18 protein-coding genes are annotated in these 19,919 nt (G+C 40.8%); 9 read left to right on the forward strand and 9 right to left on the reverse strand.

Annotated elements, in window-relative coordinates:
* Window positions 1-13: 13 nt before the first annotated feature.
* Window positions 14-238, reverse strand: coding sequence for a cold shock domain-containing protein CspD (cspD, locus tag QQK00_RS03060; RefSeq protein ID WP_284216006.1), 225 nt, complete (start codon window positions 236-238; stop codon window positions 14-16).
* A gap of 314 nt (window positions 239-552) precedes the next feature.
* On the opposite strand from cspD, the gene clpS reads away from it, so the two are divergent.
* Together clpS and clpA are read left to right on the forward strand one after the other, a co-directional pair.
* Window positions 553-858 (forward strand): ATP-dependent Clp protease adapter ClpS, encoded by a 306-nt coding sequence (gene clpS, locus QQK00_RS03065; RefSeq protein ID WP_284217550.1) that lies wholly within the window; start codon window positions 553-555, stop codon window positions 856-858.
* A gap of 9 nt (window positions 859-867) precedes the next feature.
* Complete coding sequence (gene clpA / locus QQK00_RS03070; RefSeq protein WP_284216007.1) at window positions 868-3,144, forward strand: ATP-dependent Clp protease ATP-binding subunit ClpA; 2,277 nt, start codon at window positions 868-870, stop codon at window positions 3,142-3,144.
* Between the two features lie 102 nt (window positions 3,145-3,246).
* Here clpA and infA read toward each other — a convergent pair whose 3' ends face one another.
* The 4 genes from infA to trxB all read right to left on the reverse strand — a co-directional run bounded on the left by infA (window position 3,247) and on the right by trxB (window position 5,940).
* Entirely contained in the window at window positions 3,247-3,465 is a 219-nt protein-coding gene (gene infA, locus QQK00_RS03075; RefSeq protein WP_006010397.1) for a translation initiation factor IF-1, read from the reverse strand.
* Window positions 3,466-3,555: 90 nt separating this feature from the next.
* Window positions 3,556-4,242: an arginyltransferase gene (locus tag QQK00_RS03080; protein ID WP_284217551.1), complete on the reverse strand. Its 687-nt coding sequence runs from the start codon at window positions 4,240-4,242 to the stop codon at window positions 3,556-3,558.
* A complete protein-coding gene (gene aat / locus QQK00_RS03085; protein ID WP_284216008.1) occupies window positions 4,239-4,964 on the reverse strand; it encodes a leucyl/phenylalanyl-tRNA--protein transferase in 726 nt (241 codons plus the stop codon). Before aat ends, QQK00_RS03080 begins: the two co-directional genes overlap by 4 nt.
* 22 nt (window positions 4,965-4,986) lie before the next feature.
* Window positions 4,987-5,940, reverse strand: coding sequence for a thioredoxin-disulfide reductase (gene trxB / locus QQK00_RS03090; RefSeq protein ID WP_284216009.1), 954 nt, complete (start codon window positions 5,938-5,940; stop codon window positions 4,987-4,989).
* 233 nt (window positions 5,941-6,173) lie between these two features.
* Between trxB and yfbV the strand changes: the two genes are divergently transcribed.
* Complete coding sequence (gene yfbV, locus QQK00_RS03095; protein ID WP_284216010.1) at window positions 6,174-6,620, forward strand: terminus macrodomain insulation protein YfbV; 447 nt, start codon at window positions 6,174-6,176, stop codon at window positions 6,618-6,620.
* Between the two features lie 17 nt (window positions 6,621-6,637).
* On the opposite strand, the gene QQK00_RS03100 is transcribed toward yfbV, so the two are convergent.
* Both QQK00_RS03100 and sppA read right to left on the reverse strand, forming a co-directional pair.
* Window positions 6,638-7,129: a SprT family zinc-dependent metalloprotease gene (locus QQK00_RS03100; RefSeq protein WP_284216011.1), complete on the reverse strand. Its 492-nt coding sequence runs from the start codon at window positions 7,127-7,129 to the stop codon at window positions 6,638-6,640.
* A gap of 117 nt (window positions 7,130-7,246) precedes the next feature.
* Window positions 7,247-9,112, reverse strand: a complete 1,866-nt coding sequence (gene sppA / locus QQK00_RS03105) for a signal peptide peptidase SppA (RefSeq protein WP_284216012.1) — start codon at window positions 9,110-9,112, stop codon at window positions 7,247-7,249.
* Window positions 9,113-9,513: 401 nt separating this feature from the next.
* Here sppA and QQK00_RS03110 point away from each other — a divergent pair, with 401 nt between their 5' ends.
* The 3 genes from QQK00_RS03110 (at window position 9,514) to QQK00_RS03120 (ending at window position 13,116) form a co-directional block, all read left to right on the forward strand.
* A complete protein-coding gene (locus QQK00_RS03110; RefSeq protein WP_284216013.1) occupies window positions 9,514-10,065 on the forward strand; it encodes an NAD(P)H nitroreductase in 552 nt (183 codons plus the stop codon).
* Between the two features lie 34 nt (window positions 10,066-10,099).
* Window positions 10,100-11,683 (forward strand): alpha/beta fold hydrolase, encoded by a 1,584-nt coding sequence (locus QQK00_RS03115; protein ID WP_284216014.1) that lies wholly within the window; start codon window positions 10,100-10,102, stop codon window positions 11,681-11,683.
* Between the two features lie 179 nt (window positions 11,684-11,862).
* Window positions 11,863-13,116: an alpha/beta hydrolase gene (locus tag QQK00_RS03120; protein ID WP_284216015.1), complete on the forward strand. Its 1,254-nt coding sequence runs from the start codon at window positions 11,863-11,865 to the stop codon at window positions 13,114-13,116.
* A gap of 109 nt (window positions 13,117-13,225) precedes the next feature.
* Here the strand turns inward: QQK00_RS03120 and pyk are convergent, their stop codons facing one another.
* Together pyk and QQK00_RS03130 are read right to left on the reverse strand one after the other, a co-directional pair.
* Window positions 13,226-14,662 (reverse strand): pyruvate kinase, encoded by a 1,437-nt coding sequence (pyk, locus tag QQK00_RS03125; RefSeq protein ID WP_284216016.1) that lies wholly within the window; start codon window positions 14,660-14,662, stop codon window positions 13,226-13,228.
* 24 nt (window positions 14,663-14,686) lie between these two features.
* Window positions 14,687-15,541: a MurR/RpiR family transcriptional regulator gene (locus QQK00_RS03130; protein ID WP_284216017.1), complete on the reverse strand. Its 855-nt coding sequence runs from the start codon at window positions 15,539-15,541 to the stop codon at window positions 14,687-14,689.
* 359 nt (window positions 15,542-15,900) lie between these two features.
* Here QQK00_RS03130 and zwf point away from each other — a divergent pair, with 359 nt between their 5' ends.
* The 3 genes from zwf to edd are packed head-to-tail and all read left to right on the forward strand — an operon-like array spanning window position 15,901 to window position 19,915.
* Complete coding sequence (gene zwf, locus QQK00_RS03135) at window positions 15,901-17,397, forward strand: glucose-6-phosphate dehydrogenase (protein ID WP_284216018.1); 1,497 nt, start codon at window positions 15,901-15,903, stop codon at window positions 17,395-17,397.
* Window positions 17,397-18,089, forward strand: coding sequence for a 6-phosphogluconolactonase (gene pgl, locus QQK00_RS03140; protein WP_284216019.1), 693 nt, complete (start codon window positions 17,397-17,399; stop codon window positions 18,087-18,089). Before zwf ends, pgl begins: the two co-directional genes overlap by 1 nt.
* 2 nt (window positions 18,090-18,091) lie before the next feature.
* Window positions 18,092-19,915, forward strand: a complete 1,824-nt coding sequence (edd, locus tag QQK00_RS03145; protein WP_284216020.1) for a phosphogluconate dehydratase — start codon at window positions 18,092-18,094, stop codon at window positions 19,913-19,915.
* Window positions 19,916-19,919: the final 4 nt, after the last annotated feature.

Here is a 19,919-nt window from a genome sequence, read left to right on the forward strand (position 1 = left end):
CATGAATCTTTATTTATCTACTAGATTCATCGTCTTCAGCCAAATCGATATTTTCAGCATGAAGACCTTTCGGCCCTTGTTCTATTTCGAATGTAACTGTCTGACCAGCTTTCAGTGAGCGATACCCGTCCATCTTTATCGTAGAGTAATGAGCAAATATATCTTCACCACCTTCCTCAGGAACAATAAATCCAAACCCCTTTGCGTTATTAAACCATTTAACTTTACCAACTGCCATTATACAACTTCCTATTCGTATTCCTTGAAAACTTTTGATCTAGTCTCCACTATATAAACTACGAAGTATTGTAAGTGTAAAAATTTGCTACAAGCTTACTCAATTTCACTACAAGCTTACTCAATTTCAGTGGTGACTGCCGTGATTCACAACACATAAGCATCACAATTGTTAATGTAGTGTTTAGACCTTAAATTTGTCAAGTAATTAAAGGTATGGATAATACTAAAGATTGGATTTTTAAGCTAAATCTTGACATAAAGTATTATATTTCTAAAAAAGACGATGTAACTCAGGTATTAAAAGAAACGAATATGAGTATTGAAGGCGAAAAGCAGTTAGAAAAACAACGACAGAAAACCGAACCACCGCCGATGTATAAAGTAATGCTCAATAACGATGATTACACCCCAATGGATTTTGTTATTGAGGTACTAATGAAGTTTTTTGCAATGGATTCAGACAAGGCTAACCAATTAATGCTGACAGTGCATTATCAAGGGAAAGCGGTTTGTGGCATATATACTGCAGAGATAGCAGAGACAAAAGTAATGCAGGTGAATCAATATTCTCGTAAACATCAGCACCCGTTGATGTGTACTACGGAACCTGCGCAATAAGAGGTAATTATGCTCAATAAAGACTTAGAACAGACCTTGAATGAAGCATTTGTATATGCGCGCCAAAATAAACATGAGTTTATGACTGTGGAACATTTGTTATTGATGTTGTTAGATAACATCGCGGCAAATGAAGCGCTTAAAGCCTGTGGGGCGAAAGTAGACATCCTACGTACAGAATTAACTGAATTTGTAAATGAAACGACTCCTCTGTTGTCAGATGATGAGAGTGTTGAACGTGAAACTCAACCAACGCTAGGTTTTCAGCGCGTATTGCAGCGCGCTGTATTCCATGTCCAGTCCTCCGGCAAGGGGGAAGTCACAGGAGCTAACGTCCTTGTCGCTATTTTCAGCGAGCAAGAGTCTCAAGCTGTATACATCCTTAAAAAAGCGGATGTTACTCGCTTAGATGTCGTGAACTTTATTTCTCATGGTGTGAGTAAAAACGAAGACGCAGAGGACGCTGCACAAGAAGATATTAGCGAAGAAGGCGCTGAGTCTGAAGAAAATCAGTCAATGCTCTCTAAGTATGCAACGAACCTAAATATTGCCGTAAAAGAGGGCAAAATTGATCCTCTTATCGGTCGAGATAGCGAAGTTGAAAGAAGTATTCAGATATTGTGTCGTCGTCGTAAGAATAATCCATTATTGGTCGGAGAAGCGGGCGTAGGTAAAACGGCAATCGCTGAAGGCTTAGCTTATCGGATTGTGGAAGAAGACGTACCGGAAGTCATTGCAGAAAGCACTATTTATTCTTTGGATTTAGGGGGATTGCTAGCCGGTACCAAATATCGTGGTGATTTCGAGAAACGCTTAAAAGGGATACTAAAAGAGTTAAGTAAAGATAAGCAAGCCATTTTGTTTATCGATGAAATTCACACAATTATCGGCGCAGGCGCTGCATCTGGTGGCGTGATGGATGCATCAAATCTATTGAAACCCAAACTGTCAAGTGGCGAGTTGCGTTGCCTAGGTTCTACTACTTATCAGGAATATCAAGGTATTTTTGAAAAGGATAGGGCCCTTGCTAGACGTTTCCAAAAAATAGATGTGGTTGAGCCTAGTGTTGGTGATACAACAAAAATTTTGATTGGTCTAAAGTCACGTTATGAAGAACATCATAGCGTTAGGTTTACGCAAAAAGCATTGCAAGCGGCTGCTGAGTTGTCGGCGAAATATATTAATGAACGTCAATTACCGGATAAGGCGATTGATGTGATTGATGAAGCGGGGGCTCGCCAGCGGATGTTGCCAGAGTCTAAAAGAAAGAAGACGATTGGCGTTGCAGATATAGAACAAATCATATCTAAAATTGCGCGTATTCCTGAAAAGTCTGTATCGGCGTCTGACAAAGACGTACTGAAGAACTTAGGCCGTAACCTCAAAATGGTTGTGTTTGGCCAGGACGAAGCGATAGAGAAGCTTAATGACGCTATTCAGCTATCTCGTTCTGGTTTAGGCAATGAAGCAAAACCCATCGGTAACTTCTTGTTTGCAGGGCCTACCGGTGTTGGTAAAACGGAAGTGACACAGCAATTAGCAAAAATTATGGGTGTTGAACTGGTGCGTTTTGACATGTCAGAATACATGGAAAGGCATTCTGTTAGTCGCTTGATTGGTGCACCTCCTGGCTATGTTGGTTACGACCAAGGTGGTCTATTGACGGACGCGGTGATCAAAAATCCTTATTCAGTGGTTTTACTTGATGAGATAGAAAAAGCACATAGCGATATTTACAATATATTGTTGCAGGTTATGGACCACGGTACTTTAACGGACAATAATGGGCGCAAAGTTGATTTCAGAAACGTCATTTTAGTGATGACTACGAACGCCGGTGTGCAAGCGACAGTGAAAAAGTCAATTGGTTTTAAACAACAAGACCATAGCCACGACGCTTTGTCGGATATTAATAAGACCTTTACACCAGAGTTCCGCAATCGTTTGGATAGCATTGTTTGGTTCAATCATTTAAACCAAGACGTTATTTTGCAAGTAGTTGATAAATTTATTATAGAGTTACAAGCGCAATTAGATGCAAAAGGCGTTTCGCTGGAAGTGACAGACAAAGCAAGAGAGTGGTTGGCTGAAAAAGGATACGACAAATCAATGGGTGCACGTCCAATGGCGCGGGTTATCCAAGAACAGTTGAAGAAAGAGTTAGCGTCTGAATTACTATTCGGTCAGTTAAGCAAAGGTGGCGAAGTAAAAGTGGGTTTGAGAAAAGATAAACTTTCGTTTACTTATACAAGCATTGAAACCAACAAGAAGGAAGCGCAGTCTTAAACGTGCTTTGTTACTTAATACTTAATCAGATTGATTAAGAAATAAATAAAGAAATAAACCCGCATATAGCGGGTTTATTTTTAAATGGCGTTCAGTTTGGGATTAACGGGCGCGATATATAATACGACCTTTACTTAGGTCGTATGGAGTCATCTCAACTGTCACTTTGTCGCCGGTTAAAATACGGATATAGTTTTTACGCATTTTTCCTGATATATGAGCAGTCACAACGTGACCATTTTCTAACTCAACTCTGAACATGGTATTCGGTAATGTGTCTAGAACAGTACCTTCCATTTCAATACAATCTTCTTTCGCCATCTAAAGCTGTAACCTCAATGTTTTATGATAAATTTTTGCCGCGCGAACCATACAAAAACTTGAGCGATTAGTAAAGTGTTTCCGTACATTTTATCGGTATATTGCCCATTTGTGATTAATTAGGCGTTGATGGGGCTTAAATTTTTGTTTGTAATTCATTTTTCTGCAGTCATCGATTTGATAGCCAAGATACAAAAATGGCAGACCTTCTTCTTTTGTTTTTTCGATTTGCTTTAAGATCATGTATGTACCAAGTGAATTTGCTTGGTAGTCTGGGGAGTAAAATGTGTATAAGGCGGATAAACCATGATTAATTTTATCTGTGACGGCTACTGCAATCAATTTACCGTTATCACGCGCTTCGATAAAAAGAGGTTGTTGCCATTTACACCTAACAAAATTTGCATATTGCTCATAATTTGCAGGGTACATGGTACCATCTGCATGCAGTTTATTTATATACGCTTCATAAAGTGGGTAATAGTCATCACGTTCGTCATGCCTTACATGAATTATGAATGTTTTGTTTTTCTGAAGTATACGTTTTTGTGAGCGTGATGGCGCAAACTCGCTACAGATTATTCGAAGAGACTGACATGCATTGCAGTGAGCGCAGTGAGGGCGATAAAGTTGCTGTCCTGAACGTCTAAAGCCGTTGTGGAGTAACTGGCTATACACTGTAGGCAACTCTTCGCTTGGTGACATACATACTAGCAATTGCTCTTGCTCACCTTCCAAATAGTTGCAAGGAAATCGTTGCGTTACGCCAAATTTCATAGCGTGAGTATTTGTTTGTTCCAACATTCGGGTCCAATAGCACGTTCTGAAGTTTCTTTTAACACCGATAAAAATGCATCTCTTTCAATTTCAATGCATCCCAACGATGTTAAATGCGCGTTCGACATTTGACAATCAATCATCGGCATATCGAATTTTTTCATGTGTGATGCTAGTGCCCATAGTGCCGCTTTGCTGGCATCATTTTTTAGGTGGAACATTGATTCACCGCAAAATATATGATTCATCGCTACGCCATATAGACCACCAACTAGTTCGTCGTTTTCATCCCAAATTTCTACAGAATGCGCATGCCCCATATAATGTAAATCGATGTAAGCATGGATCATGTCGTCCGTTATCCATGTCTTATTTGGATTTTCTATCTGCTCACTCGCTTCACGAGGGATTTTTGCACAGGCGTCAATGACCTGTTCAAATGCAAAATTCATTGTGGCGTGATATTTAAACTTTCTCACGCTTTTTTTCAACGAACGGCTGGGAGTATAGGTACTAAGATCAATTACACCTCGTGGATTCGGTGTCCACCACAATATTGGCTCGCCTTCACTAAACCACGGAAATATACCATGCTTATATGCATGCACTAATCGCTCAGGACTTAAGTCACCGCCAAACGCAAGCAGCCCATTCGGCTCGTTTAATGCGAGCTGATGGGCTGGAAAGTTCAAACTATGATCAAGTTTGAAGAGTTCAATCATGAATTATTAAACTCGCTTGTATTTAGTCTTTTGCATCCAAATATTTTTCTGCGTCTAATGCCGCCATGCAACCTGTCCCCGCTGAAGTAATGGCTTGTCTGTATATATGGTCGCTAACGTCGCCAGCAGCAAATACACCGGGAACACTTGTTTGCGTAGCATTTCCATTTAGGCCACTATTAACGACAAGGTAGCCATCTTTCATGTCTAGTTGGCCATCAAATATTGCCGTATTAGGACTGTGGCCGATAGCGATGAATAGACCCATTACGTCAATTGATGATACGTCACCTGTCTTAGTATCTTTTATATTGATACCAGTAACACCCATATCGTCGCCCGTAACTTCGTCTAAGGTTTTATTCAAGTGAAGTACAACGTTGCCATTTTCTGCTTTGTCTAATAAGCGTTTCGCCAGAATTTTTTCACTACGGAAGCTATCTCTACGATGTATAACATGCACTTCTGACGCGATGTTTGAGAGATATAATGCTTCTTCAACGGCAGTATTGCCGCCGCCTACAACCGCAACTTTTTGGTTTCTATAAAAGAAGCCGTCGCAGGTTGCGCAGGCGCTAACACCTTTACCCATAAATGCTTGTTCAGTTTCCAAGCCCAAATATTTAGCTGAGGCACCCGTAGCGATAATAAGCGCGTCACATGTATAGGTGCCATTGTCACCTTTTAATGTAAAGGGGCGGTTTTTTAAATCCGTTTCGTTGATATGGTCAAAAATGATTTCTGTGTCAAATTTTTCAGCATGTTTTTGCATTCTTACCATTAAATCTGGACCCGTTAACCCTTCTGGGTCACCCGGCCAATTTTCAACTTCAGTGGTTGTAGTTAACTGCCCACCTTGTTGAATACCAGTAAGTAACACTGGGTTTAGGTTAGCTCTTGCCGCATAAACGGCGGCACTGTAGCCAGCAGGGCCTGAACCCAAAATAAGTAAAGGCACGTGTCTGGAATCTGCCATGTAAATCTCCAATCAAAAAAATCTATGTCTGAGCTATATATACGGGTTAATCGGCGTATTTCAATTGTTCTGTAAACTTTATTTGTCTACAAAGCCTAATTTATTGCCGAGAAGAACAATACACGCTAAATTAAGGTATATATACTAGGGTAAACGTATAGTATATGTTGCCGATAAGGCTAACATCTGTGCTAGAATTTTAGTAGATACCATTAGGAGTGAATGTATATAACATGTTTCAGTTTCGCCCAAGCTATTTAAAAGATGGTCATGAGTACATGTCTTTATGGCCAATGAAACCTGCACTGTATTCTTTATTCCCAGAGTGTCGCATTATTTCTGCGACGAAATTTGGCATGCAAGTTATGCCGCCCTTGGCGGTGCTAACAGTTGCTCTTCAATTACACTACCTTGGCATGGCGCAATTGCCGCAAGCCTTAGTTATTGGCATTTTCTTTTTTTCTTTACCTGTCCAAGGCCTCTATTGGTTAGGACATCGTGCAAATCAACCCTTACCGCCGCATATCTTGAGCTTGTATAAAGATGTGTATAGCAAAATGCAAGCGCAAGGGTGCGCACTTGAAAAAGTACCTGCTAAACCAAGTTTTAAGGCGCTAGCCAAACTGCTTAATTCTGCATTTAAACAATTAGATAAAGCATTCACAAATCAATTATTTTAAAAATGCCTTGAGCAGCATTATTTTTCGGCAACAAAAGCCAATGTTTGTCTGCAAGTTCTGCATATATAGCTTTGCTGTTTGTTAACCACTTTATTGTGTCTTCTTATACTCAAGGCTACTTCACCACAACTACATGCATATGAAAAACGTTTTAAGCCTAGGCGGCTAATATCTAATTGATGTGTCCGTATCGCTGGCCTTTTAAATACACCTTCCATAATATGTTGCCACTCTCTGCCATGAGGGCTAACTTTACCGTAAAATCTGTGTGCAATTAAGTGCGCTAACTCGTGAGGCAGCACTTGTTCAAGAAAGTACGTTTTGTTCTGCTCAAATAGCGTGGGTTGCAAGCGAATATGATGCTTCTGCAATATTGCCGCACCAGCAATTGTGCCACGTTGATTGAGTGATAAAGTAGGAGAGGGCATTGCGCTATATTGTGTATCTGACAGAGCTTGCATATAAATGGAGAGTTTTTCTTGTGCCTGTGCCAGTAATTCTTGCGTCATTAATTTGTGATTAGAATATAGAATTTGAAGGACTTAGTTTACGTGTTAGGCAAAAATAAAGGAAGCAGTGCTTCCTTTATTTGGGAGTATTCGTATTAAACGCCTAATCGATTTTCACTATTCAATCTTACATTCCATACAAAGGACGTAGCTAGCGTTAGGATCATTTAACATACTAATATCGGATATTTCTCTTTCAACATCCTTTGCTATTTGCATGATTGGATTGATAGAACCGCCAAAATTGATACCTTCAAACCAACTAGCGGATGCATTAAATATCTGTTGTAAGAGTTGTTCTTCTTTTGACAGTTTACGTTTGATGTATTTCGTTTTGTAATCTGAGATTTCCGCCAATTCAGCCGCTTTCTCGACCGCACGTTCAACATCACCCAACTCGTCCACTAAGCCTAATGTTAATGCTTGTGTTCCAACCCATACGCGCCCTTGAGCAATCTCATCAACGGCCGCTTTAGTCATACCTCGCTCTTCAGCGACAAGGCTAATAAAACGGTCATAACCACGCTCAATGTTCATTTGAATCAAATTTGCGTAGCCTTTAGATAAGGGCCTGTCAATTGCAATACCGTTGAGTTCATTTGTGCTTACACCATCAGAGTTTATCCCCAGATAATTAAAGGACCGTTCAAATGTTGCGAAGAAGCCGAATATGCCTATGGAGCCTGTAATGGTGTTGGGCTCAGCGATGATATGATCAGCGCTTGCAGAAATCCAATAACCGCCAGATGCCGCGTAGGTTGCCATTGACGCAACAACGGGTTTACCGGCTTCTTTCAATAGTTCAACTTCCTGGCGTATTACTTCTGATGCAAAGGCACTACCACCACCAGAATCTACTTGCAATACAACGGCTTTTACGCTGTCATCGGTGCGGGCTTTACGTAGGAGTTTCGCGGTTGAATCTCCACCAATAGTACCAGGCTTTTGATTACCATCTAGAATGGTACCTTTAGCCACCACTATTGCTACTTTATCTCCGTTTCCGTCAGGCGAAGCCATTTTCGGCGTAATAAGATCTAAATACGCATTGTATGAAACCGCATTGTAAGGACTGTCTTCCTTTCCTTTACCTAATAACTCGGTCATTTCGCTTCTAAAGTCTTCGCGAGTGCGCAGGCCATCGACCCAACCGTTATTTAAGGCATATTCAGCAAAATCACCATTTACATTTTCAAATTTAGACAAGAATATTTCAAAGGTTTCGTCAAAGTTTTCAGTATCAAAATTCCTAGCCGCGGCTACATCTGTCTTATATTGCGTCCAAAGCTCATTCAACCAGGCTGTATTTGCTTCTTTTGCTTCTGGTGACATGTCATTGCGAATAAATGGTTCTACCGCTGATTTGTACTTGCCTACTTTAAAAACATGCGGAGACGCTTTTAATTTTTCTAAGGCGTCTTTGAAGTAACTACCATAGTAGGCATAGCCTTCAAGTAGCACGCTACCCATCGGGTTTAAATATATGTTGTCTGCTTGAGCAGCAAGATAGTATTGATTTCTACCATAATAGTCTGCGACAGCATAAATGGGTTTACCAGACGCTTTAAACTCTGTCAGTGCCTCGGCTACTTTCCTGAATTTGTCTAAACCGCCTCCGCCTAAGCGATCTAGACGCAGAATAATTGTCTCTATACGTTTGTCATCTTTGGCGTTATTGATGACTTTTACTAAGTCACGAACAAGTATTTCTGGGTTTTCAGGTTCTTGGCCTGACGCTTCTTGAATAAACGCTTCGGTCGGATCTACATACGTTTTTTCAATGACTAAGTTGCCATTTAGGTCAAGAATTAATGCACTGTTTTGCTCAACCACTATTTGATCGCCGTCTCCTGAACTTATACCAATAATGACAGCAATTAGTATGGCGAAAAATATGATGTTGAATATGAGTCGGCGACTAAAATTAAGGACATTCCATATCCCGAGGAAAATTGATTTGGTTACACTGGATTTCTCAGCCATTTATACTACCTTTGGTTTCTCGTATTTTCAGTTTACTCAAGTCTTTGAATAAACTACATGTGCAATTTGTAAAATTATGTGTCTAATAAGGATCACATTGCGATGTTTTGCGTTGTGTCGATAACCACTGCTCAAGCACTTGGGCTATCAATTTGTGATTGTCGTTGGCAAAATGCATAAGCAATGTTTGTGTGCATGCGTTAGCACACCGTTTGCGGTTTTTTTTAATATTTGTCTGTTTTGCATTATACATTAAACATGACCAGGCTCTATACATATGGGCTTTACGCGTAACACTTATATCGGCGATGCATCTATTTAATTGAGCGAGTTTGTCTATTGAGCACACAGCTAAAAACAGGTAAGTTGCACAAGCTTTTATCTAAATAATTGGGAACAACATGCAAGCGATTGATTTACTTTTGTCCAGAAGCTCACAACCTCGTCTAGAAGCCCCAGCGCCTGCAGGTGAAGCACTTGAAAATATTATTCAAGCTGGCTTTAGAGCGCCAGACCACAAATGCTTGTCGCCTTGGCGGTTTGTCGTCTGTCAAGGAGAAGGTTTGGTGCGACTAGGGAGTATATTTAAAGCATCTGCTGAATCAAAAAATGCAGACACTAAAGTGATAGAACGAGCATCACAATTGCCGCTTAGGGCACCAATGGTAATTGTGGGTATATGCGAGTATAAGCAATGCGATGGTGTTCCCCGCGTTGAGCAGATAGCATCTGCTGCGTGTGCGTTAAGTGCAATGCAAATGGCCGCTGTGGCTCAAGGCTTTCAAGGTGTATGGCGCACCGGTGCGTATGCACAAGATGATTTTGTTAAAGACGCATTTGGATGCAGTGAGCATGATGAAATTATGGGTTTCTTGTATCTTGGCTCGTCTACGCTGACGCCAAGGGAAAAAGCCAAAAAAGTGATTGATGACTTTGTGGAATTTTGGGACTAATTAAAAATGCAGGCGCTGGCAAAGGGTTTTTAATTTGAAGATACCAAAGGAAATGGTTGTTGTATTTGCAATTTTTATTGCTATTGGCTATTTTTCGTCACAACGATCTACTGAATTTTCATTCCACTTAAATTTGTTTCCATGTGGGTCTTCAATTATACATGAGGGTTATTCAACAGAATGTGGCACGATTGTTTTGCCGCAAGAATATGCAGTATATGATGACGGTACTTTGGATTTACCTGATGTTAATTCTGATGGGGATTTTCACTTTTCTTCTAACACCCCAACGGTTGAACTGCCGCTTATTGTTTTTACGCCTGCACTAGAAACTGGGACACCTCTCGTATTTACAGGTGCTGGAGGGCCTGGTGGAACGACGTTTTTGTCTATGCATGATTCAATTGATGTAAACGACTATTTGGATGGTTTTAGGGCATCAACGGTCGGTGCTGGCAGAAAATTGATAATGTTGGATGTTCGTGGCAGTTTTGGTACGAAGCCTTTCTTAGATTGTCATGATTACACGAAACTAATTTATAAACAGATGGTGACAGGAAGGTTTAAGACACAAGAACGCCTCGATGTTGATGAAAAGTGCGCCGAAGAAATCAAATCCAAGCGCATTAATCTTGGCCTTTTTAACATTGATAACGCTGTTAGAGATATAGAAGCCATTCGGCATCTTTTTGATATTAATAAATGGCATGTATACGGAGTGTCTCATGGAACTCGAATCGCAATGCACTACGCTCGCTTGTTCCCACAAAATACTAAAAGCTTAATCCTGGATTCAATATTTCCATTTGATATAGATAGTTCTCTCGATTATGCGGCCTTAAATGAGAAAGCGTTACTGCAAGCGTTTAATAGGTGTGATGCAAATCACGAATGTGCTGAACGCTTGGGGGGAAATACGTCAGATTCATTAATTCGACTTCGAGAAGATTTGAAGATAAATCCATTGCTCCTAACGAGCACACATATTAATGACGAGTTTGATAGTGTAACCGAAACTATTACGGTGACTGAGAATACAATTGATAGATTACTATTTTCAGCTTCTTACGATGAAGATGCGCTGAGCACTTTGCCAGATCTTATAAAGCAGATGGAAATACAAAATTATGAGCCGTTTTTACAATTTTTTGCGAGTGAAATGGAATATGCAATGTTTGGTATGTTTGCAGACGTCGCCTTCACAAGTTTCTCATGTTATGAGGAAGATTTGTTTCTAGATATCGAGCAAGCAATTAAAAACGCGGAATATGTAGCGTTAGACAGTAAAGATTCGATAGACGATTTAAGGTACCTTACAAGTCATTGCCATACCTTTGAAGTAACGAAAGCTGAATATTCAATAAAGAGCTTCGATTTACGTACGTTAGAAATGCCCATTTTAATACTCGCTGGTGCTTTAGATATCGCCACTCCTTCGTATTGGGCTGAAGAGTTTTATAACGAACTGCCACATAAAGGCGAAATACAACATTTAAAAATTTGGCCGGAGGAAGCACACGCTGTGCTGAACGGGAATGAATGTGCAGACGCATTAGTTGCTAATTTTTTAGACAACCCGACGAAGCCTTTAAATGATATAAGTCCTTGTAGTGATTAAATACCCATAAATGGCAATTGCTTATAGACGACGATAGACCACATACTGATTCTGAAAGGCGCTTTGGTAAGTTACCTAGGCTTCATAATTCACTCACTTCACAATTAATTCACACTAACTGCTTTACGATTGCTTAAGCTTCGTGTGTGTAGCGTTTACAATCAATAAAGGAGGTTGTTATGCGTTCAAAGTTTCTAAGTATTTGTTTTAGCTATCTACTAATCGGCTGTTTCGGGGGGACTGATACGAAACCTGAACCTATAGTGGAGCCTGAACCCATAGTGAAACCAGAGCCAATTGAAGAAACTGACGAAGTACAAGAACAGGCTGAGGCCTTAAAATTTCCAAGTAACATTTCTAATCATTATATATCCATGGCATTAGAAACAGGCGATATCAACTTATTACGAAACATCATGCCGGATATAGAGGGGAATTTTAGGTTTCGGACTTTGTACTCAGGTGCTGCACGAAATTCTCTGCATTTTTATTTGCAGCATGATAAATATTTGGGATGGCAGTATGAAGGTGAGTACTCGATACAAAATCCAGAAGATGGCGTGCTAGAAATTGAAGCCCACCTGACTGAATCAGATGTGAAGTTCGATATAGAAATGTCCTACTTGGAAGATAATGCAGGCCAATGGCAAATGGAAATTCAGCAACAAGTGTTGTCTGGGACGTTTGAAGTGGCGCCAACGGTACCATTGACAGAATATCAATTAAAAGGCTCTACCGATACTAATATACAGATTGTTTCCAGTCTTTTAAATTTTACCTACCAATATCACGTATATTTACCTGAAGGCTATCAAGACAATATTAAAGATTACCCGTTGGTGATAAAAACTGATGGAAACTACGGTTTTATCGAATTTTCAAAACAACTCGAACTTAATCAAACAAAGGCGATATTTGTTGCTATCGAACAAGGTCCTGATGGACGAAGAGAAATAGATTTTAGAGAGCCTGGTGTATCCGCCTATTTAGATTTTTACGAGCATGAGTTTCTTCCAGAGTTGCAGTCTTTATACCGTATAGATGAAGAGCAGAGAACTTTATTTGGACATTCGTATGGTGGTTTGTTAGTGCGCTCAGCAATGATCAGAGATAAACGAAGTGTAAATGAACAATTACCTAGGTTATTCAGAAACTACATTGCCGCTGACGGTGCATACTGGTATCAAGAGGGTATATATAAAGAGCAAGAAGACGAAGTGTATGGTAATCAAATAAGTTTCCCCGGTGTGTTCGTCCTAGCAGGGGCTAACTTTCAGGGCTTAGCTCCACAGGTAGCGGACTACAAAAATGCGTTATTACAACGTAACATTAATGATTTAAGCATTTTTCATGAATCATACAATATGAATCATAACCAAGTTATTCACCCCGTATTTAGTAAAGGTATTAGTTTAATTTTCCCTAGAAAATAAGCGTAATAAGTCAGGATTTGAAACCTAGTTCAATCGGTAAAATTTCGGTAAGAACAGTCAACAATAAAAAAGCCGCCAAAAGGCGGCCTAAAAAAAACAGTAATCCAGGTTAAGAAACAGCAACTACCTTAAATACGTTAGTTGCGCCAATAGTTTCCATTGTATCACCATAAGTTAGGATAAACTTGTCACCCGGCTGAAGGGCGCCAATCTCTTTCAGTTTCAACATGACTTCCTTAGTGACTCCACCAGGAGGGCAACCCATTGAATCGAAATATACTGGTTTAACACCACGATAAAGTGCCATTAAATTGAGTGTGTTAGCGTGTCGAGACAATGCATAGATAGGTAGGGTGGTGGTAATACGCGACATTAGCTTGGGTGTATTTCCACTTTCAGTTAAGCCTACAATTGCTTTAACGTCATTTAAATGGTTAGCCGCATAAACTGCAGACATTGCCACGGTTTCACTGACGTTAGAAAACTCATCGTCTACCCTATGCTTACTAATTTTTACACTAGGGTGGCTTTCAGCACCTTCACAAACACGCGCCATAGCCTCAACCGTTTCTACTGGGAAAGAACCTGCGGCTGTTTCAGCAGAAAGCATGACAGCATCCGTACCGTCTAATACAGCATTTGCTACGTCCATTACTTCCGCGCGCGTTGGCATCGGGCTTTCAATCATCGATTCCATCATTTGCGTTGCCGTAATCGCAACTTTGTTTAGCTGGCGAGAGCGCTTAATCAATTTCTTTTGTACACCGACTAATTCAGCGTCACCTATTTCTACGCCTAGATCACCACGTGCAACCATGACAGCATCTGATGCCATGATGATATCGTCTATGGCTTCGTCACTTGCAACGGTTTCTGCACGCTCTACTTTCGCACATATTTTAGCGTGACAGCCTGCTGCTACCGCTAGCTCTCTTGCGTAATCAAGATCTGCACCAGAACGCGGGAAAGAAACGGCTAAATAATCAACGTCCATTGCTGCCGCAGTATGAATGTCTCGTTTGTCTTTTTCGGTTAACGCTTCAGCAGACAGTCCACCACCTTGGCGATTAATTCCTTTGTTATTACTTAATTTACCTGCAACAGTAACTTCAGTCATCACTTTGCGGCCTTCAACGGCCAATACACGCAATTGAATACGTCCGTCGTCGAGTAACAAAATATCACCACTCTCTACGTCGTCAGGTAAGGCCTTATAATCAATGCCTACTGCATGATCGTCGCCATCATCTTTACCCAATTCAGCGTCTAGAACGAATTTTTGACCGATAGATAATTTTATCGATCCTTCTTTAAATCTAGAGACTCTGATTTTCGGGCCTTGTAAATCACCCAAAATACCAACGTATTTGTTAAGTTTCTTGGCCGCTGCACGAACACGTTTTGCGCGTTCAATGTGGTCTTCAGCTTGACCATGAGAAAAGTTCATACGTACAACATTTGCACCTGCAGCTATGATTGCTTCAATCATTTCGCTTGAGTCAGTTGCAGGGCCTAGAGTTGCAAGTATTTTTGTGCGACGTGTCATATTATGTCTCAATGTTGTGGGTTATTAGCTATTTTCTTGTCGGTTGTAACGAGAACCTCTAAGCGTGTCTTTAACGCGCTTGAGATTTTCCCTAAATTTGTTTCCACGGCGTAAGGTAAATCCTGTTGCCAATACGTCAATCAATGTGAGTTGGGCTATCCTAGATGCCATTGGCATATAAAGATCTGTATCTTCGGGCACAGATAATGACAGCACATAGTTACAGGCTTTTGACAGGGGAGTCCCTTCTGTCGTAATACCTATCACCGTGGCATCATTTTCTCGCGCAATATTGGCAACATCTACAAGACTTTTGGTACGCCCAGTGTGCGAAATAAAAATCACTACGTCGCCTTCATCACAATTCATACAGCTCATACGCTGCATTAGTATATCGTCAAAATGTATGACGGGTACATTAAAACGGAAAAATTTATTTACGGCATCGTCGCATACCGAGGCAGAAGCGCCCAGTCCAAAGAAAGAAATTTTCTTTGCCTGCGTAAGTAAATCTACCACGCGATTAACCATTGCAATATCGACGGATTGTTTTGCCACTTCTAAGGCGGCCATGGTCGATTCGAATATTTTATTTGTGTATTCCAAGGGGCTGTCAAATTCGTCAACGTGACGATTTACATAAGGCGTGCCATTTGCAAGACTTTGTGCAAGATGCAATTTGAAATCAGGGTAGCCTTTGGTGTCAAGGCGTCGACAAAAACGATTCACCGTCGGTTCACTGACATTAGACATTTTTGCAAGGGCAGCAATACTTGAATGAATAGCCGCTTGTGGGTTTGAAAGGATGACTTCAGCGACCTTTTTCTCGGACTTACTGAACTCTTCCATATCAAGTGATATTTTTTCTAATATATTCATGTGTTAGACGCTGTATGCAGTTGTTATTTTTATCAACTTGTAACAATATTACGGATAATCATTGCTAGTATTGCATATGTTGTAACTTTTTAACAAAATTATTTCAATACTGAAAGTGAATTTTATATGCAAAACACCCACAAATATTAGGTGTTTATAATAGTGCCTAATGTATGCTAAATCAAAGGTTTATTTATTTAATACGTATGCATTGGATTGAGTTTTTTGACTTTTTACGTATTATTTATATAACTCACTTGTTACATACAAGTATCGAAATATTTGTAATTTTACTACATTTGTAGTTTACTAACGCGCAATCAACGCAGATACAAAATCTTTACAAAGAGGCACAGCACATGTCGTCTGATACCAATTATGAACCTATCGATTTTGTTTTGTTTGGCACCAACGGTGACTTGGCAAGACGAAAACTTCTTCCTTCTCTTTATCAACTTGAAAAAGCTGGCTTATTGCACGAAGGCACCAAAATCATTGGTGTTGCGCGTCAAGAACATACGCCAGAAAGTTATGCAGAATTAGTTAAAGAAAATTTTCTTAAATTTGCTGGTGAAAGCCTTTGCGATGATACGTGGGAAAAATTCGTGGCGCGTCTCGATTATGCGCAAGTGGACATGCGTTCACATAACGATTATGCAAAGTTATCTGAGCATGTGAATGCCGATCGTGTCATGGTTTGTTATTTTGCAACACCGCCATCGATTTTTGGAGACATTTGTCGTGGTATGAATGCTGCAGAGCTTATCGATGACAGCGTAAGGGTTGTGCTAGAAAAGCCAATTGGCCACGATCTAGCGTCATCTAAGGTGATTAACGACCAAGTTGCTGAGTTTTTCGAAGAACGCCAAATTTACCGTATAGACCACTATCTTGGTAAAGAAACTGTACTAAACCTAATCGCGCTTCGTTTTGCCAATTCAATTTTTGCAACAAATTGGGATCACAATTGTATCGATCATGTGCAAATTACGGTTGCCGAATCTGTGGGTATTGAAGGTCGATGGGGATACTTTGATGACGCAGGTCAAATGCGCGACATGGTACAGAATCATTTACTCCAAATCTTGTCGTTAGTTGCTATGGAGCCGCCGTCAACCTTGGCGGCAAGCAATATTCGTGATGAAAAAGTGAAGGTACTAAAATCACTTAGGCCTATCGATTCCTCAAATATTAATGAAAACACAGTACGTGGCCAATACAGTGGTGGGTTTGTTGCAGGTAAAGAAGTACCTGGTTATCTTGACGAGCCAGACGCTAACTTAAAAAGCAAGACTGAAACGTTTGTCGCGATAAAGGCTGAAATAGACAATTGGCGTTGGGCCGGCGTGCCATTTTACTTGCGCACAGGTAAGCGTTTACCCAGTAAAGTGAGTGAAGTTGTCATATACTTTAAGCGTCAACCGCATAACTTGTTTGGCGATAGTTTTACCTCATTACCACCAAACAAGGTCGTTATAAGATTGCAGCCTGATGAAGGCGTGCAAATTACGGTCATGAATAAAGTCCCGGGGTTAACTAGTTCCGGTAATATGAGCTTGCAGAAGTCGCAACTTGATCTAAGTTTCTCTGATGAATTCGCGGATATGCGTATTGCAGATGCCTATGAAAAGCTACTATTAGAGGTAATGCTGGGCAATCAAGCGCTCTTTGTTCGTCGCGATGAGGTTGAGCATGCGTGGAAGTATGTTGATTCAATTTTAAATGCTTGGAAAACTTGTTCAGAAGGCCCAGAACCATATCAAGCGGGTACTTGGGGGCCGGTTTCTTCAATTGGCTTATTGGCTCGTAACAATAGAAGTTGGTATGAAGGTAAAGTGACGAGGAAGAAAAGATAATGGCCTTAGTTGAAAATTTATATAACGATAAAGATAGTCTAAATACTCAGTTTGCTGCAAAGATTGCTGAACAATTAAATGCGGCCATAGCAAAAAATGGAAAAGCAACGTTTGCCGTAAGTGGCGGTTCTACACCTAAACCTTTATTTCAAATATTGTCACAAAATGCAGATGTCGACTGGGCAAATGTTACCGTTATGCTTGTAGACGAGCGTTGGGTTGATGACAGTAGTGAAGCCAGTAACCAAACATTGGTTAAACAAAATTTATTGCAAAATGAAGCGTCAAAAGCAAATTATTTATCGATTAAAACAACTGCTGATTCAGCTGAAAGTGCAATAGCCGAAATAGATAAAAAAGTTAAAGCACAATTACCTTTAGATGTCGTTATTCTCGGTATGGGAGGCGATGGTCATACTGCGTCTCTTTTTCCTTGTAGCAAAGAACTAGAGGAAGGCCTTAGACTTGACAAAGTTGAGTCAGTAATTGCAACTCAACCAACAACAGCGCCTCATCAACGCATGTCGTTGACGTTAGCCAGTATTGTGAGTGCCTCAAATGTATATTTACACATTACTAGTGATGCAAAAAAGATGGTCCTCGATGAAGCCTTAGCGAAACATACTGCGCTAGAAAAACCGATAAAAGCAGTCGCTGATAACACTGATTTACTCTTAATGTGGGCGCCTTAATCATGAATTCTATTATCCAAGAAGTAACTGACCGTATTATTGAACGCAGTAAGGGTACTCGCGCAGATTATTTAGCTAAAATTGAAAAAGCGAGACGAGAAGGGCCTCATCGCGGTACGCTTTCATGTGGTAACTTAGCCCACGGCTTTGCTGCGTGTGGAAAAGAAGAAAAGTCTGATTTACGCAGTATGATTAAATCGAATATTGCTATCGTTTCTTCTTACAATGACATGTTGAGTGCTCACCAACCCTATGAAACGTATCCTCAAATATTAAAGGACGCTATCGCCAGCGTTGGGAGCGTTGCACAATTTGCAGGCGGTGTTCCTGCAATGTGTGACGGCGTTACTCAAGGCAATGCTGGTATGGAATTGTCATTAATGAGTAGAGACAACATAGCGATGGGTGCGGCCGTTGGCCTCAGTCACAATATGTTTGATGGCGCTCTAATGCTTGGTATTTGTGACAAAATCGTGCCTGGCTTGCTACTTGGAGGCCTAAGCTTCGGGCACTTGCCAACAATATTCGTCCCCGCTGGCCCTATGCCATCAGGTTTGCCAAACAAAGAAAAAGCACGCGTTAGGCAACAGTTTGCTGAAGGAAAGGTAGGACGTGATGCCTTATTAGAAGCCGAATCTCAATCTTATCACTCTGCTGGTACTTGTACCTTTTATGGCACAGCAAATAGTAATCAATTAGTGGTAGAGGTCATGGGCTTACATTTGCCTGGTGCTTCTTTCGTTAATCCGGGCACTGAATTGCGAGATGAGTTAACTATAGCGGCAGCAAAACAAGTGACTCGACTGACTGATTTAGGGACGAGTTACACCCCGATTGGTCACATTGTGGATGCTAAATCGATGGTGAATGGCATCGTTGCCTTGTTGGCTACGGGTGGTTCAACCAATCACACAATGCACCTGGTTGCAGTGGCGAGGGCGGCTGGCTTAATTATAAATTGGGATGATTTTTCTGATATTTCTAGTGCGACGCCACTGTTAACACGTATTTATCCTAATGGTTCTGCTGACATTAATCACTTTACGGCTGCAGGCGGTATGTCATTGTTGTTCAAACAGTTATTAGATGCTGGACTATTGCACAATGATGTAAAAACCATTTGTGGCGACGGTTTGGACGCATATACCAAAGAACCGAAACTCAAAGACGGTGATCTTGTCTGGGAAGATGGCCCTCAAACCTCTTTCGATACTGAAGTCTTAGCTTCTGCTGACAAACCATTTAAGCCTGATGGCGGTTTATCCGTACTTAAAGGTAATTTAGGTCGCTCAGTTATTAAAACATCTGCGTTACGTGAACCTGAATGTCATATCAAAGCGCCTGCTGTTGTATTTGATGATCAGTATGCGTTAGACGCAGCATTTCAATCTGGTGAGTTAAACAAAGATTGTGTAGTAGTTGTAAGATTCCAAGGTCCTGCGGCTATTGGCATGCCTGAACTACATCGCTTAACGCCACCCTTAGGTGTGCTTCAGGATAAAGGCTATAAAGTTGCATTGGTCACTGACGGGCGTATGTCTGGCGCATCTGGTAAAGTGCCTGCTGCTATTCATTTAACGCCTGAAGCCTATAAAGGCGGCTTGATCGGCAAAGTGCAAAATGGCGACATTATAGAGATAGATACGTCGACTAACAGCATGACCTTGCATGTATCTGAGGATGTTTTGGCTGCGAGAGATGCCACTGTTGTCGACTTGTCTGACAGCCACGTAGGTATGGGGCGAGAGTTGTTTGCTGGCATGCGTTCAACATTGACTGGCGCGGAAGAGGGTGCTTGTTCCTTGTTTTTTGAACAGCAAGGTTAATCTA

The sequence above is a fragment of the Agaribacter marinus genome (genome assembly GCF_030160655.1).
Lineage (GTDB): Bacteria > Pseudomonadota > Gammaproteobacteria > Enterobacterales > Alteromonadaceae > Glaciecola > Glaciecola marina.

Coding starts and splice junctions, on each gene's coding strand:
- cspD (WP_284216006.1), bottom strand. CDS start 238: ATGGCAGTTGGTAAAGTTAAATGGTTTAATAACGCAAAGGGGTTTGGA.
- clpS (WP_284217550.1), top strand. CDS start 553: ATGAGTATTGAAGGCGAAAAGCAGTTAGAAAAACAACGACAGAAAACC.
- clpA (WP_284216007.1), top strand. CDS start 868: ATGCTCAATAAAGACTTAGAACAGACCTTGAATGAAGCATTTGTATAT.
- infA (WP_006010397.1), bottom strand. CDS start 3,465: ATGGCGAAAGAAGATTGTATTGAAATGGAAGGTACTGTTCTAGACACA.
- QQK00_RS03080 (WP_284217551.1), bottom strand. CDS start 4,242: ATGAAATTTGGCGTAACGCAACGATTTCCTTGCAACTATTTGGAAGGT.
- aat (WP_284216008.1), bottom strand. CDS start 4,964: ATGATTGAACTCTTCAAACTTGATCATAGTTTGAACTTTCCAGCCCAT.
- trxB (WP_284216009.1), bottom strand. CDS start 5,940: ATGGCAGATTCCAGACACGTGCCTTTACTTATTTTGGGTTCAGGCCCT.
- yfbV (WP_284216010.1), top strand. CDS start 6,174: ATGTTTCAGTTTCGCCCAAGCTATTTAAAAGATGGTCATGAGTACATG.
- QQK00_RS03100 (WP_284216011.1), bottom strand. CDS start 7,129: ATGACGCAAGAATTACTGGCACAGGCACAAGAAAAACTCTCCATTTAT.
- sppA (WP_284216012.1), bottom strand. CDS start 9,112: ATGGCTGAGAAATCCAGTGTAACCAAATCAATTTTCCTCGGGATATGG.
- QQK00_RS03110 (WP_284216013.1), top strand. CDS start 9,514: ATGCAAGCGATTGATTTACTTTTGTCCAGAAGCTCACAACCTCGTCTA.
- QQK00_RS03120 (WP_284216015.1), top strand. CDS start 11,863: ATGCGTTCAAAGTTTCTAAGTATTTGTTTTAGCTATCTACTAATCGGC.
- pyk (WP_284216016.1), bottom strand. CDS start 14,662: ATGACACGTCGCACAAAAATACTTGCAACTCTAGGCCCTGCAACTGAC.
- QQK00_RS03130 (WP_284216017.1), bottom strand. CDS start 15,541: ATGAATATATTAGAAAAAATATCACTTGATATGGAAGAGTTCAGTAAG.
- zwf (WP_284216018.1), top strand. CDS start 15,901: ATGTCGTCTGATACCAATTATGAACCTATCGATTTTGTTTTGTTTGGC.
- pgl (WP_284216019.1), top strand. CDS start 17,397: ATGGCCTTAGTTGAAAATTTATATAACGATAAAGATAGTCTAAATACT.
- edd (WP_284216020.1), top strand. CDS start 18,092: ATGAATTCTATTATCCAAGAAGTAACTGACCGTATTATTGAACGCAGT.